The organism is Salipiger mucosus DSM 16094 (assembly GCF_000442255.1).
Taxonomy (GTDB): domain Bacteria; phylum Pseudomonadota; class Alphaproteobacteria; order Rhodobacterales; family Rhodobacteraceae; genus Salipiger; species Salipiger mucosus.
On the sequence record NZ_KE557282.1, the window covers coordinates 41637 to 55758 of the forward strand.

The following is a 14122-nucleotide window of genomic DNA, read 5'->3' on the forward strand; positions in this document are numbered from 1 at the left end:
GGTGGCCATGGGCATCCCGACGGCAAGCTGAGCTTCGACCGCCTGACGAACGTCAGCTACTCCTTCACGAACCACGAGGAGAGCCAGCCGGCGCCCGCGGCCGTGGCGCAGGGGCCCGGTCCGGCAGCCCCGGTTGAAAGCGGCCCCGATCCGGTCGAGCAGGCGCGCGCCATGGCGGGCGCGGCGGACTCGCTCGAGGCGCTGCGCGAGGCCATCGCCGCCTTCGAGCACTGCGAGCTGAAGCTGGGGGCGCGGTCGCTGGTCTTCTGCGACGGGGCGCCGGGCGCGCGCGTGATGATCGTGGGCGAGGCGCCGGGCCGCGAGGAGGACCGGCAGGGCAAGCCCTTCGTCGGCCGGGCGGGGCAATTGCTCGACCGGATGCTGGGCGCCATCGGCCTGTCGCGCGCCGAGAGCGTCTACATCACCAATGTCCTGCCCTGGCGCCCGCCGCGCAACCGCGATCCCAAGCCGGACGAGATCGCGATGATGACGCCTTTCCTCGCGCGGCATATCGAACTGATCGACCCAGATCTGCTGGTCATCATGGGCAATATCTCCTGTGACGCGCTGCTGGGCCGGCGCGGCATCACCCGCCTGCGCGGGCAGTGGACCGAGGCGCAGGGCCGCCCGGCGCTGCCGATGTTCCATCCCGCCTACCTGCTGCGCCAGCCACAGCTCAAGCGCGAGGCCTGGGCCGACCTGCTGGAGCTGCAGGCGAAGATGAAGGCGCTGGCATGAGGCTGCGCGCCGTGGTCCTGGCTCTCGTTGCGGCCCTGCCCGCCGCCGCGGAGGAGGCGCCGGGCTTCCGGATCGACTACGCCCGGCTCTTTGCCGAGCACGCGGGTGAGGTCTTGCGCCCCGCGCCGGACCTCGAGGTGCTGGAGCTGCCGGGGCCGGTGATCGTGCGGCGCCGGCCGGGCGGGATCGTCGGTACGGACCAGAGCGCCTGGGGCGCGGCCGGCTGCGCGCTGACCATGCTGGTGCAGACGGCGCAGGTCGTGCAGGCCTGTCCCGATCGCTTCTCCGACCGCGAGCGCAGCGGGATCGACGCGCAGCTGGCACGCGCGGCGGACTTCTTTGCCCGCAACACCGTGCCGAGGATGACGCCGGGTCAGCGCGACGCGGCGCTGCACCACGCGCTGTCGGACATGACGGAGGCGGCAGGCCCGCGGTTCCGGGCGATCTGCGCCGATCCCGAGAGCGCCTTCGTGGCCTTTGCGCGCCACATTGCGAACGAAGAGGGGCAGCGCCGCATGACGCAGGTCTTCGAGACGCCGCGCCTGCCTGTGATGACCCCCTGCCTGTGAGCTTGCCATGAGCCGTATCGACGAATCCCGAGACTTCATCCCCGTGCGCATCGCCGTGCTGACCGTCAGCGACACCAGGGCCGAGGCCGACGACCGCTCGGGCGACACGCTGGTGCAGCGGCTGGGCGACGCGGGCCACGTCCTGGCCGCCCGCGCCATCGTTCGGGACGACCGCGGGGCCATCGCGGCGCAGCTGCGCGCCTGGGTGGCCGATCCGGAGGTCGACGTGGTGATCTCGACCGGGGGCACGGGCCTCACGGGGCGCGACGTGACCGTCGAGGCGCATCGCGACGTCTACGAGAAGGAGATCGACGCCTTCGGCACGGTCTTCACGATGGTCTCGATGCAGAAGATCGGCACCTCGGCCGTGCAGTCGCGCGCGACGGGCGGCGTCGCCGGGGGCACCTACCTCTTCGCGCTTCCGGGCTCGACCGGCGCCTGCAAGGACGCCTGGGACGAGATCCTTGGCTACCAGCTCGACTACCGGCACATGCCCTGCAACTTTGTCGAAATTTTTCCGCGTCTCGACGAACATCGGCGACGGAAATAGTCCCGGCGCGCGTAACACCCTTGTGGTTTGGAAAAATCCGGGCCTCGCTTACACTCGTATACGACGTATCGGGCAACCTGGACGAGACATACGCATGCGCTTTCTCCGCCGCAGCCTGGTCGGGCTGTTCCTTCTGTCACTGACCCTCGGTCTGCTGGTCTACGCCGGCGTGCTGGTGCGCGACGCGGTGCAGGCCCGGCTGGCCGACGAGCCCCGGATCCCGGAGGCGCGCGAGCGGGTCTTCGCGGTGAACACGGTGCCCGTCCGGCTGGAAACCCTGCGCCCGGTGCTGACCGCCTTCGGCGAGGTGCAGAGCCAGCGCCGGCTCGAGCTGCGCAGCGCGGTCGGCGGCACGCTGATCGACTTCGCGCCCGAATTCGTCGAGGGCGGGCGCGTCGAGGCGGGGCAGCTGCTGGCGCGGATCGATCCCGCCGACATGCAGGCCGAGCTCGACCGCGCCGAGAGCGCGCTGATGGACGCCGAGGCCGAGCTGCGCGAGGCGCGGCGCGCGGTGACGCTGGAAGAGGACGCGCTGACCGCGGCCGAGGACCAGGCTGCCCTGCGCCAGCGCGCCTTCGAGCGGCAGCGCGACCTCGCGGACCGGGGCGTCGGCACGGCGGCGCTGTCGGAGGAGGCCGAGCTTTCGGCCTCGTCGTCGCGCCAGGCGGTGGTGAGCCAGCGGCAGGCGCTGGCGCAGGCCGAGGCGCGGGTCGATCAGGCCGACACGGCCCTGACCCGTGCGCGCATCGCGCGCGAGGAGGCGCAGCGGCGCCTCGACGAGACCGAGATCCGCGCCGAGTTCGCGGGGCAGCTGTCCGAGGTGACGGTGGTTTCCGGGCGGCTGGTCTCGGCCAACGAACAACTTGCCATGCTGGTCGATCCCGACGCGCTGGAAGTGGCCTTTCGCGTCTCGACCCAGCAATACGCCCGGCTTCTGGACGCGCAAGGGGATCTGCGCGACGCCCCCGTGACGGCGGTGCTGGACCTCTTCGGCACGAACCTCTCGGCCGAGGGCATGCTCGACCGCGAGGGCGCCGCGGTGGGCGAGGGCCAGACCGGGCGGCAGCTTTACGCGACGCTGGACCGGGCGCGGGGCTTCAAGCCCGGCGATTTCGTCACCGTCGAGGTCGAGGAACCGCCGCTCGAGCGCGTGGCGCGGCTGCCGGCGACGGCGCTGGATGCCTCGGGCGCGGTGCTGGTCATCGGCGCCGAGTCGCGGCTGGAGCCGGTCGAGGTCGAACTCATGCGCCGGCAGGGCGACGACGTGCTAGTGCGGGCCGAGGGGCTGGAAGGCCGCGAGGTGGTCGCGCAGCGCACGCCGCTGCTCGGCGCCGGCATCAAGGTGCGCCCGCTGCAGAGCGATGCGCAGACCGGGGCGGCCGCATCGGGTGAGGACGAGAGCGAGACGCTCGCGCTCAGCGCCGACCGGCGGGCGCGGCTGGTGGCCTTCATCGAGGCGGCGGACGGCATGCCCGAGGCGGCCAAGGAGCGCGTGCTGGCGCAGCTGTCGCAGGACCGGGTGCCCGCCGAGATGGTGGCGCGGCTCGAGGCGCGGATGGGGGGCTGATCCATGCAGCGCGTCCCCGGCCAGGCAAGTGGCATCCTGAGCTATTTCACCCGTCACCCCACGGTGGCCAACCTGCTGCTGGTCATGCTGCTGGCGGCGGGCCTGCTGGCGGCGCCCAACATGCGGGCGCAGTTCTTCCCGGACATCGTCGACGATGACGTGACCGTCAACGTGACCTGGGAGGGCGCCGGCGCCGAGGACATCGATTCCGGCATCGTGCAGGTGATGGAGCCGACGCTGCTGGGCGTCGAGGGCGTGGTCAACGCCGAGAGCCGCTCGCGCGAGGGCTCGGCCAGCATCGAGCTCGAGTTCGAGCCGGGCTACGACATGATGAAGGCCGTCGACGATGTCGAGACGGCGGTGGATTCGATCTCGAACCTGCCGGAGGACGCCGAGGACCCGAACATCCGCTCGGGCGGCTGGTGGGACCGGGTGACCGACGTGGTCATCACCGGCCCGGTCGGGCCCGACCAGCTGGGCCGCTTCGCCGACGAGTTCGTCGTGCGGCTCTTTGCCGAGGGCGTGACGCGGACGACGATCCGCGGCCTCGCGGCGCCGCAGACCATCGTGGAAGTGCCCTCGCAGAACCTGATCGCCTACGACGTCACCATGCGCGAGATCTCGCAGGCCATCGCCGCCGAGGTCGACACCAGCCCCGCCGGCGACGTGAGCGGCGCCAACGCGCGGGTGCGCACCGGGGTCGAGAAACGCACCGCCGACGATATCGAGGCCATCGTCCTGCGGTCCGAGCGGGACGGCACCAACCTGACCGTGGGCGACGTGGCGCGGCTGCGGGTCGAGGGGATCGACCGCGAACGCAGCTATTTCGTGGGCGAGAACCCGGCGATCTCGGTCCGGGTCGACCGCTCGGCCGAGGGCGACGCCATCGAGATCCAGCGCCAGGTCGAGGAGGTCGCGCGCGAGTTCGAGGCTTCGCTGCCCGCGGGATCGTCCATCGACCTGATCCGCACGCGGGCCGAGGCGATCTCGGGGCGGCTCAACATCCTGATCGACAACGGGCTGACGGGCCTCGTGCTGGTCGTGGTGCTGCTGTTCCTCTTCCTGAACGCGCGGACGGCCTTCTGGGTGGCCATGGGCATCCCGACGGCGATGCTGGCGACGCTGGCCCTGATGTACGTGAGCGGCCTCACGCTGAACATGATCTCGCTTTTCGCGCTCATCATCACGCTGGGCATCGTGGTCGACGACGCCATCGTCGTGGGCGAGCACGCCGACCACCTCGCGCGCGACGGGCTGCCGCCGGTCGAGGCGGCCGAAACCGCGGCCCAGCGCATGGCGCTGCCGGTCTTCTCGGCCACGCTGACCACGGTGATCGCCTTCTTCGGGCTGACCGCCATCGGCGGGCGCTTCGGCGACATGATCCAGGACATTCCCTTCACCGTGATCGTGGTGCTTCTGGCAAGCCTCGTCGAATGCTTCCTGATCCTGCCCAACCACATGGCCCATGCCATCGGCGCCTCGCGCAAGGAACATTGGTACGACCTGCCGTCGCGGCTGGTGAACCGGGGCTTCCGCTGGGTGCGCGCGCAGCTGTTCCGCCCGCTGATGGCGGGTGTCATCACCGGGCGCTACGTCGTGCTTGCGGTGGCCGTCGTTGCGCTGGCGAGCCAGGCGGCGCTGCTGATCCGGGGCGACGTGCAGTGGCGGTTCTTCAACGCGCCCGAGCGGTCCTCGGTCAGCGGCAATTTCGCCATGGCGCCGAGCGCCACACGCGCCGACACGCTGGCGCAGATGCGCCTGCTGCAGCAGTCCACCGAGGCGCTGGGCGCGGAATACGAAGAGCGCTACGGCCGCAATCCGCTGAACTACGTCATCACCGAGATCGGCGGCAACTCGGGCCGGGGGCTCGCCGGGGCCGACACCAAGGACGCCGACCAGCTGGGCGCGATCTCGATCGAGCTGATCGATTCCGACCTGCGGCCCTATTCCAGTTTCGAGTTCGTGGGCGAGTTGCAGGAGCGCGCCGAGCGCCACCCGCTGGCCGAGACGATCAGCTTCCGCGGCTGGCGTTCGGGGCCCGGGGGCGATGCGCTGGACGTGCAGTTCTACGGCGCCGATGCGCCGACGCTCAAGGCGGCTTCGGAGGACCTCAAGTCCGAGATGCTGCGCTACCCCGAGGTCTCGGCGGTCGAGGACAACCTTTCCTACGACAAGGAGGAGCTGATCCTCGAGCTGACGGCACAGGGGGACGCGCTTGGCTTCACCATCGACGAGCTGGGCAGCGTGCTGCGCAACCGGCTGGGCGGGATCGAGGCGGCGACCTATCCGGACGGGCCGCGCAGCGCGGAGATCCGGGTCGAGCTGCCGGAGAGCGAGCTGACGGCGGATTTCCTCGAACGCACGCAGATGCGCACGCCCGACGGGGCCTACGTGCCGCTGGCGGACATCGTCAGCGTCGACCGCCGCACCGGCTTTTCGACCGTGCGGCGCGAGAACGGCCTGCGGGTGATCTCGGTCACCGGAGACATCTCCGAGGACAACGCCGAGCGCGCGACCGAGATCCAGCAGGCCCTGGAGGAGGAGATCCTGCCAACGATCGCCGCCGAGCGGCAGGTCGAATGGCGCCTCTCGGGCCTGTCGGAGCAGGAGGACGAGTTCCTCAGCGACGCGCGCACGGGGCTGATCCTCGTGCTGCTGGGGATCTACCTCGTGCTGGCCTGGGTCTTTGCGAGCTGGACGCGGCCGCTGGTTGTGATGTCGATCATTCCCTTCGGCCTCGTGGGCACGATCTACGGCCATGCGCTCTGGGACGTGCCGCTGTCGATGTTCACGGTCGTGGGCCTGCTGGGGATGACGGGGATCATCATCAACGACTCCATCGTGCTGGTGACGCAGATCGACGAATACGCCGAGGATCGCGGCATCATGCAGGCCATCGTGGACGGCGCGGCCGACAGGTTGCGGCCGGTCTTCCTGACCACCGCCACGACGGTGCTGGGCCTCGCGCCGCTGCTTTACGAGGGCTCGTCGCAGGCCGAGTTCCTGAAGCCCACGGTCATCACGCTGGTCTACGGGCTGGGCTTCGGCATGGTGCTGGTGCTGCTCGTGGTGCCGGCGCTGGTGGCGGCGCAGCACGACATCGGGCGGCGCGTGCGGGCCTTCCGTCGCGGGCTGGGCTTCCGCGTGAGCGGCGTGCGCGCGGCGCTGGGCGGCGCGCTGGCGCTGGTGCTGGGCTGGCTGGCGGTGACGATGGGCTGGGTCGCGGTGACCGGCGCGCTGCCGGCGGCGCTGTCGCTGCCGGCGCTCGCGGCGGTCTCGCCGCTGATGGCGGGCTTCGCGCTCTTCATCGCGGGGGTCGCGGCGCTGGTGTTGCTGCTTTGGCTGGCCACGGTGGTGTTTGGGCGCGGCGCCCCGCGCCGCGCCTGAGAAGGTCAGGGGTCGCAGCCGCGGATATCGACCGCGTGATCCTTGCCGATCACCGTGAAGCGCAGCCGCGACCGGTCGAGCGCAAAGGCGCCGCCCTCGACGTGCATCAGCTTCGTCTCGGTCACGAGCGTGCCGTTCTTGCGCGCGCTGCGCGGCTCGCTGGCCCAGAGCATCGGCTGGCCGCTTTCGACCACGGCCTCCTCCTGGCCACCCGCGGTGGGCATGTCGATCTCGGCGTGAAGGGCGATGCCGCCCTTCACCGGGCGGATGCTGCAGCGCACGCCCCGCACCCCGGCCTCGGAGGCCGAGAAGGGGGACGAGGCCAGCGCGGCGGCGATTGCCGGGTCCGGCTGGGTGACATCCGCCGGCAGCCGTCCCGTGAGGCTCAGGCTGTGCGGCAGGCAGACATCGCTGCAGATGCCGAGGTCCATCTCGATGGAGAGCTTGGCGTCGCCGCTGCCGCGTGTCTCGATCCGCAGCGGCAGCACCAGTTCCTGCTTGTAGCCGATCGAGCGCATGCCCGACTGCCGAAAGACATGCGGCGTCGGCCACAGGGCTGTGATCCGGCCGGTGTTGCGCGAGCCGCTCCAGTCGAACTCGGGCGGGATGCCCGCCGCGCCCGGGGCGCGCCAGTAGGTCTTCCACCCGGGGGCAAGCCGCAGGTGCAGCGCCGCCACGTGGTCGCCGTCGGGCAGGCGCCAGCCGGGGCGCAACTCGGCGGTCACGGGCTCCTGTGCGGCGGCGGGCAGGGCCAGCGCGGCGGCGCAGGCCATGGAGGCAAGCAGACGACGTATCATGTCTTTTGAATGGCGCGGCTGCGTCGAAATGCCAAGTCACATTCCGGCGAAGCGCCGCGAGGCGTTGCCGGCAGGCCCCTTGCACCCCCTCGCGGCCACGGTCATGTTGAGACGATCACACAAGACAAGGACGTCTCGCGCATCATGACCACCCCTTCCGGCGCATCCGATCTGACGGGCCGCATGCTCATTGCCATGCCGGGCATGGGCGACGAACGATTCGAGCAGGCGCTGGTTTTTGTCTGCGCGCACTCCGACGAGGGCGCGATGGGGCTGATCGTCAACAAGCCCTCCTCCGAGGTGACCATGACGGCGCTGCTCGAACAGCTCTCGATCGAGCCCGAGGCCGAGATGGGCGACCGCCACGTGCATTTCGGCGGCCCGGTCGAGATGGGGCGCGGGTTCGTGCTGCATTCGGCCGACTACAGTTCCGAGCTGACGACGCTGCAGGTCGACGGGACATTTCACATGACCGGCACGCTCGACGTGCTCGAACACATCGCCCGCGGCGACGGTCCGGCGGACTGGATGGCGATGCTGGGCTATGCCGGTTGGGGGCCGGGGCAGCTGGAAGCCGAGCTGACGCAGAACGGCTGGCTGGTCTGCGACGCGGCGCCCGAGCTGGTGTTCCGCACGCCGGACCCGGAGAAATGGGGCGCCGCACTGAAGTCGCTCGGCGTCTCGGCGCACCTGCTGTCGGCCGAGGGCGGCAGCGCCTGAGCTAGGGCGTCTCGCGCGGCGCGGCCGCGCGGCTGAGCCGGTCGTTGATCGCAACGCCCAGGCCCACGTGCGGGATCGGGGCCACGGCGATGACCTCGGCGTTCGAGGCATCCAGCCGGTGCAGGTACTCGAAGAGGTTGGCCGCGGCCTCGACCAGGTCGCCGGAGCGCGAGAGGTTCAGGTCGCAGGGTTCGTCGCCGAAGCCCAGCCGCGCCTCGCCCTCGCGCCATTCGGCGGCGTTGAGCCGGACCCGCGCGCGGGGCGCGTAGTGCGAGGCCAGCTGCCCGGGCGCCGAGATCTTGTCGCGGTCCTTGCGTTCGAGCACCGGGCGGCCCAGCACGCGGCCCAGGTCCTCGGAGGTGACGCGGCCGGGACGCAGGATCGTGGGCTTGCCCGTCAGCCCCAGGATCGTGGATTCCAGCCCAACGCCGCAGCGGCCGCCGTCGAGCACCGCCTCGATCTTGCCGTCCAGCCCCTCGAGCACATGCGCGGCCCGCGTCGGGCTGATCCGGCCCGAGGGGTTGGCCGAGGGTGCCGCCACGGGGCCGTCGAAGGCGTTCAGCAGGGCGCGGGCGGTGGGATTGGCCGGCAGCCGCACCGCCAGCGTGTCGAGCCCGGCGGTCACCAGCCGCGAAACGCGGGCGTCCTCGCGCAGCGGCAGCACCATGGTCAACGGCCCGGGCCAGAAGGCCTGCGCGACGCGCTCGGCCGGCTCGGACCAGACCACGAGGCGCTGCACCGCCTCGATGTCCGACAGGTGCACGATCAGCGGGTTGAAGCTGGGCCGGCCCTTGGCCTCGTAAATGCGCGCGACGGCGCGGTCGTTGGCGGCATCGGCGCCCAGCCCGTAGACGGTTTCGGTGGGAAAGGCGACCAGCCCGCCCTCGGCGAGGATCTCGGCGGCGCGTGCGACCCCTGGCGCGTCGGCGTCGAGGCGGAGGGTGACGAGGTCGCTCATGGCTGGTCCGTGACGCGGCGTTTCTGTTGGTCGGTGGGCCGGGGGCCATTACGGTCCCGAGGATTGTTGCCCTCAGTATCCGAGGCGCCTTTCATTGCCAACCGTGATCGGACTTTGACCATGCCCTACCGTTCGCCCGTTTCGGAATTCCGTTTTCTGCTGGACAAGGTGGTCGGCTTTCCGGCCGTGCAGGAGACAGACCGCTACGCCGAGGCCACAGACGAGATCGTCAGCGCCGTGCTGAGCGAGGCGAGCCGCATGTGCGACGAGAAGCTGTCGCCGCTTCAGCGCGAGGGTGACCTGCACCCGGCGGTGCTCGAGAACGGGCGGATGCGCACCTCGCCCGGCTTCGCCGAGGGCTACCGCGCCGTGGCCGAGGGCGGCTGGGTCGCCATCGCGGCGGACCCCGAGCAGGGCGGCATGGGCCTGCCGATGGCAGTGACGACGGCCGTGAACGAGATGATGGCCGGCGCCTGCCTGTCGCTGCAGCTCAATCCGCTGATGACGCAGGGCCAGATCGACGCGCTGGAAAACCACGCCTCCGAGGAACTGCGCGCGCTCTACCTGCCCAAGCTGATCTCGGGCGAGTGGTCGGGCACCATGAACCTGACCGAGCCGCAGGCGGGCTCGGACGTGGGCGCGCTGACCACGAAGGCCGAGCCCAACGGCGACGGCAGCTACGCGATCACCGGGCAGAAGATCTACATCTCCTGGGGCGACAACGACTTCACCGAGAACGTGTGCCACCTGGTGCTGGCGCGCCTGCCCGACGCGGTGCCGGGGACCAAGGGCATCAGCCTCTTCATCGTGCCCAAGCTCATTCCCGACGAGAACGGCACGCCCGGCGTTGCCAACAGCCTCAAGGTCGTGGGGGTCGAGCACAAGATGGGCCTGCACGGCAGCCCGACCTGCGTGATGTCCTACGAGGGGGCGACCGGCTGGCTCGTGGGCGAGCCCAACGACGGCATGCGCGCCATGTTCACGATGATGAACAACGCGCGCCTCGGCGTGGGCGGGCAGGGCATCGGCGCGGCCGAGGGCGCCTACCAGCACGCGCTGGCCTACGCGATGGAGCGCAAGCAGGGCAAGTCGCCCGAGGGCACCATCGTCGGCCATGCCGACGTGCGCCGGATGCTCGCCACCATGAAGGCCGAGATTCTCGCGGCGCGGTCCATCGCGCTGTCCTGCGGCGTGGCGATCGACATGGGCCGCGCCACCGGCGAGGCCGAATGGACCGCCCGCGCGGCCTTCCTGACGCCCATCGCCAAGGCCTTCGGCACAGACACCGGCTGCGCGGTCTCGGACCTTGGCGTGCAGGTGCATGGCGGCATGGGTTACATCGAGGAGACGGGCGCGGCGCAGTTCTTCCGCGACGTGCGGGTGACCGCGATCTACGAGGGCACCAACGGCATCCAGGCGATGGACATGGTCGGCCGCAAGCTGGCCGACGGGGGCGAGGCCGCCTGCCGTCTGCTGGACGAGATCGAGGCCAGCGCCGAGGCCGCCCGCGGCGCGCTGCCCGACCTCGCCTCGGCGGTCTGGGAAGCGGCCGAGAGCCTGCGCGAGACGACCGAGTGGCTGGCCGAACAGCCCGCGCCGGCGCGCTTCGGCGGTGCCGTGGCCTACCTGCGCGCCTTTGCCCGCGTGCTGGGCGGCCATTTCCACCTGCGCGCGGCCCTGGCCGAGCCCGAGGGCGCGCATGCGCGGCTGGGCCGGTTCTACATCGAATCGCTGCTGCCCGAGCATTCCGGCCTGCTGGCGCAGGTCCGCGCGGGCAGCGATCCCCTCATGGCGATTTCCCCCGACGACCTCGCGGCCTGATGACCTCGGGGCTGCACTACCCCTGGCCGGAGCCTCCGGCCGAGGGCACGGCGACCGAGGTGGCCGAGGGCGTGCTCTGGATGCGCCTGCCGCTGCCGATGAAGCTGGATCACGTCAACGTCTACGCGCTGGACGACGGCGACGGCTGGACGCTGGTGGACACCGGCTTTTCCAGCAACCGCTCCCGCGCGGTCTGGGAGCGGCTGCTGGCCGGTCCGCTGGCGGGGCGGCCGGTGCAAAGGGTGCTGGTCACGCATCACCACCCCGATCACGTGGGCCTCGCCGGCTGGTTCCAGGAGGCGGGCGCCGAGCTTGTCACCACGCGCACGGCATGGCTCTACGCGCGGATGCTGCAGCTCGATGCGCAGGATCGCCCGGGGGACGATCAGCTCGACTACTGGCGCCGCTGCGGCATGGCGCCCGAGATCTTCGACAAGCGCGCGTCGGAGCGGCCGTTCAATTTCGCCGACTGCGTCTGGCCGATGCCGCTGGGTTTCACGCGCATCCGGCAGGGCGACACCCTGCGCATCGGCGGGCGCACCTGGGACGTGCACATCGGCAACGGCCACGCGCCCGAGCACGCGACGCTCTGGTCGCGCGACGACCGGCTGGTGCTGGCGGGCGACCAGGTGCTCTCGACGATCAGCTCGAACCTCGGCGTCTTCGCCAGCGAGCCCGAGGCCGACCCGGTGGGCGACTGGCTGGAGTCCTGCGAGCGCCTGTCGGACCTGGCGCGGCCGGATCACCTGGTGCTCGGCGGGCACAAGCTGCCCTTCACCGGGCTGCCCTTCCGCATGGCGCAGCTCATCGACAACCACCACGGCGCGCTGACGCGGCTGCACGCGCACCTCACCGAGCCCAAGGCCGCCGGAGAGTGCTTTGCGCCGCTCTTCAAGCGCACCATCGGCGAGGCGGAATACGGCCTCGCGCTGGTCGAGGCGATGGCCCATTGCCTGCATCTGTGGCACGAGGGCCGCGCCACGCGGAGCCTGCGCGCGGATGGCGCCTGGCTCTGGCAGGCGGCCTGACGCCGGCCCGCGCCGCGGCGCGGAGAATTGCCGCGACCTGCGGCTTTTGCGCAGGTGACAGGTGCCGGAAAATGGGCTAGTCAGGCACCCGATCTGACGCGGATACACGGACGGAAACAGGCACATGGCAGACTACAAGCACGGCAGCATGGACATCACCGAGCAGGAAAAGACCTTCAATAGCTTCATCACCTTCACCATCCGCACGGTGGTGACCATCATCGTCCTCCTCCTGCTTCTGGCGATGTGGAACGCCTGATCTCACGCGGCAAGGGTGACAGAGTGACGATGCGTTTTCGGTCCGCGGTCCTCTGCGCCGCGATGGTCGCGCTTGCGGGCTGCGCCGTGCCCGGCGCCAATCGCCCGGACGCCAGCCCGGAAGAGGTCGCCGCCGCGCGCTACCGGCACGACGGTCCGCCGGCGATCACGCTCTACACGATGGTCAACAACCGCTCGGACGCCGGTGCGCATTCGAGCCTGATGATCAACGCGCCCTCGCAGCGGGTGGTCTTCGACCCCGCCGGCTCGGTGCGCGCCAAGAACGTGCCCGAAGTGGGGGACGTGCTCTACGGCATCACCCCGGACGTGGCGGAATTCTACGGCCGCGCCCACGCGCGCGAGACCTACCGCGTGCGCATCCAGCGTATCGAGGTGCCCGCCGAGGTGGCCGAACGCGCGCTGCAGCTGGCGCAGGCTTCCGGTCCCGTGGCGGAGGCGCAGTGCACCGTGGCGACCTCTGGGCTGCTGAAGCAGCTTCCGGGCTTCGAGGGCATCAGCAGCACGTGGTTCCCCGTGCGGCTGGCCGATCAGCTTGCGAAATATCCCGGCGTGACCGAGCAGGTGCTGCGCGAGAACGACGCCGACGACAAGCAGATCGCCATCGCCGAGTACGAGGCGCGCATCACCGCGGCCGGCCCGGGCGGGCGCAACCGGTCCGGCGATCAGGACAGCCAGTAACCCAGGCCAACGAGCACGACGGCGCCCGCGAGCATGGCGGCGATCACGTTCTTGAGCCACCAGCCCGCGGCGAATGCCGCGGCCGCTGCCGCGAGCCGCACGGGGTCGGTCTCGCCCCCGGTCGCCGGGGGCCAGATCACCAGCGGCGCCACCAGCGCGGGCAGGACCGCGACGGCCGTGTAGCGCAGGTGGCGCAGCAGCCACGCGGGCAGCGGGCGGTCGCCCACCAGCCCCAGGAAGACGAAGCGCAGCGCGAAGCTGCCCAGCCCCAGCGCGATGATGACGATCCAGAGTTCCGTGCGGTCGATCATGCCTGCGTCCTCCGCTCGACCTCGGCGCCGGCCATCATGCCCAGCAGCGCGGCGACCAGCATGCCGAGGTTGTAGGGCACGACCGACAGGAGCAGCGCCGCGGTGACCGCGACCAGCGCCGCCGCGACATGCGCGCCGGTCCGCAGCGCCGGGCCGATCATCGCCAGAAAAGCGATGGGCAGCGCGAAATCCAGCCCGTATTCCGGCGGCACGGCGGCGCCCATCATCACGCCGACCAGCGTGAAGCCGTACCAGCCGGGGCAGATGATCGAGGCCACGCCGAGGAAATAGGCGAAGCGCTCGGACAGGGTCATGTCCGGCTCGCGCTCGTACTGGATGGCCGAGCTGGCGTAGGTCTGGTCGAGCAGAAGATAGGCGGCAACGGCGCGCTTCCAGACCGGCAGTTCGCCCAGGTGCGGCGTCATCGCGGCCGAATACATCGCCATGCGAAGGTTCACCGCCAGCGCCGAGATGATCACGATCACCGTGGGCGCGTTGTCCTGCATCAGCTGCATGGCGGTGAACTGCGCGGCCCCTGCGACCACGACGACGGAAAAGGCCAGGGTGTCGAACATCGGCAGCCCGGCCTCGGTCGCTAGCACCCCGAAGAGCATCCCGAAGGGCAGCACCACCAGCAGAAACGGGGCGCCGTCGCGCACGCCTTTCCAGTAACTCGACTTGACGCCGCGCACGGCCATTGCTGATCTCCCGGGATTGGA

At 70.8% G+C, this 14122-nt stretch carries 14 protein-coding genes; 10 read left to right on the forward strand and 4 right to left on the reverse strand.

Annotated elements, in window-relative coordinates:
- The first annotated feature begins 42 nt into the window (after positions 1 to 42).
- From SALMUC_RS21660 to SALMUC_RS21680, 5 genes are all read left to right on the forward strand, one after another.
- Positions 43 to 738: a uracil-DNA glycosylase gene (locus tag SALMUC_RS21660; RefSeq protein ID WP_425414325.1), complete on the forward strand. Its 696-nt coding sequence runs from the start codon at positions 43 to 45 to the stop codon at positions 736 to 738.
- A complete protein-coding gene (locus SALMUC_RS21665; RefSeq protein WP_020043287.1) occupies positions 735 to 1307 on the forward strand; it encodes a hypothetical protein in 573 nt (190 codons plus the stop codon). Before SALMUC_RS21660 ends, SALMUC_RS21665 begins: the two co-directional genes overlap by 4 nt.
- A 7-nt stretch (positions 1308 to 1314) precedes the next feature.
- The gene (moaB, locus tag SALMUC_RS21670) at positions 1315 to 1857 is read left to right on the forward strand and encodes a molybdenum cofactor biosynthesis protein B (protein WP_020043288.1); all 543 of its coding nucleotides are present in this window, start codon (positions 1315 to 1317) and stop codon (positions 1855 to 1857) included.
- A 94-nt stretch (positions 1858 to 1951) separates the two neighbouring features.
- A complete protein-coding gene (locus SALMUC_RS21675; protein WP_020043289.1) occupies positions 1952 to 3424 on the forward strand; it encodes an efflux RND transporter periplasmic adaptor subunit in 1473 nt (490 codons plus the stop codon).
- A 3-nt stretch (positions 3425 to 3427) separates the two neighbouring features.
- Positions 3428 to 6811 (forward strand): efflux RND transporter permease subunit, encoded by a 3384-nt coding sequence (locus SALMUC_RS21680; protein ID WP_020043290.1) that lies wholly within the window; start codon positions 3428 to 3430, stop codon positions 6809 to 6811.
- 5 nt (positions 6812 to 6816) lie between these two features.
- Here the strand turns inward: SALMUC_RS21680 and SALMUC_RS21685 are convergent, their stop codons facing one another.
- On the reverse strand, positions 6817 to 7608 hold the full coding sequence (locus SALMUC_RS21685) for a protein-disulfide reductase DsbD domain-containing protein (RefSeq protein ID WP_021120798.1): 792 nt from the start codon (positions 7606 to 7608) through the stop codon (positions 6817 to 6819).
- Between the two features lie 144 nt (positions 7609 to 7752).
- On the opposite strand from SALMUC_RS21685, the gene SALMUC_RS21690 reads away from it, so the two are divergent.
- Positions 7753 to 8328, forward strand: coding sequence for a YqgE/AlgH family protein (locus tag SALMUC_RS21690; protein ID WP_020043292.1), 576 nt, complete (start codon positions 7753 to 7755; stop codon positions 8326 to 8328).
- A gap of 1 nt (position 8329) precedes the next feature.
- Here SALMUC_RS21690 and SALMUC_RS21695 read toward each other — a convergent pair whose 3' ends face one another.
- A complete protein-coding gene (locus SALMUC_RS21695; protein WP_020043294.1) occupies positions 8330 to 9286 on the reverse strand; it encodes an L-threonylcarbamoyladenylate synthase in 957 nt (318 codons plus the stop codon).
- A gap of 120 nt (positions 9287 to 9406) precedes the next feature.
- On the opposite strand from SALMUC_RS21695, the gene SALMUC_RS21700 reads away from it, so the two are divergent.
- The 4 genes from SALMUC_RS21700 to SALMUC_RS21710 all read left to right on the forward strand — a co-directional run bounded on the left by SALMUC_RS21700 (position 9407) and on the right by SALMUC_RS21710 (position 13092).
- Positions 9407 to 11107: an acyl-CoA dehydrogenase gene (locus SALMUC_RS21700; RefSeq protein WP_020043295.1), complete on the forward strand. Its 1701-nt coding sequence runs from the start codon at positions 9407 to 9409 to the stop codon at positions 11105 to 11107.
- On the forward strand, positions 11107 to 12135 hold the full coding sequence (locus SALMUC_RS21705) for an MBL fold metallo-hydrolase (protein ID WP_020043296.1): 1029 nt from the start codon (positions 11107 to 11109) through the stop codon (positions 12133 to 12135). Before SALMUC_RS21700 ends, SALMUC_RS21705 begins: the two co-directional genes overlap by 1 nt.
- Before the next feature lie 124 nt (positions 12136 to 12259).
- Positions 12260 to 12394, forward strand: coding sequence for an aa3-type cytochrome c oxidase subunit IV (locus SALMUC_RS29180; RefSeq protein ID WP_020043297.1), 135 nt, complete (start codon positions 12260 to 12262; stop codon positions 12392 to 12394).
- Positions 12395 to 12423: 29 nt separating this feature from the next.
- On the forward strand, positions 12424 to 13092 hold the full coding sequence (locus SALMUC_RS21710) for a hypothetical protein (protein WP_020043298.1): 669 nt from the start codon (positions 12424 to 12426) through the stop codon (positions 13090 to 13092).
- On the opposite strand, the gene SALMUC_RS21715 is transcribed toward SALMUC_RS21710, so the two are convergent.
- Both SALMUC_RS21715 and SALMUC_RS21720 read right to left on the reverse strand, forming a co-directional pair.
- On the reverse strand, positions 13077 to 13403 hold the full coding sequence (locus SALMUC_RS21715) for an AzlD domain-containing protein (RefSeq protein WP_020043299.1): 327 nt from the start codon (positions 13401 to 13403) through the stop codon (positions 13077 to 13079). The two genes, SALMUC_RS21710 and SALMUC_RS21715, sit on opposite strands and share 16 nt — an antisense overlap.
- Positions 13400 to 14101, reverse strand: coding sequence for an AzlC family ABC transporter permease (locus SALMUC_RS21720; RefSeq protein ID WP_020043300.1), 702 nt, complete (start codon positions 14099 to 14101; stop codon positions 13400 to 13402). The genes SALMUC_RS21715 and SALMUC_RS21720 overlap by 4 nt, the downstream gene beginning before the upstream one ends.
- Positions 14102 to 14122: the final 21 nt, after the last annotated feature.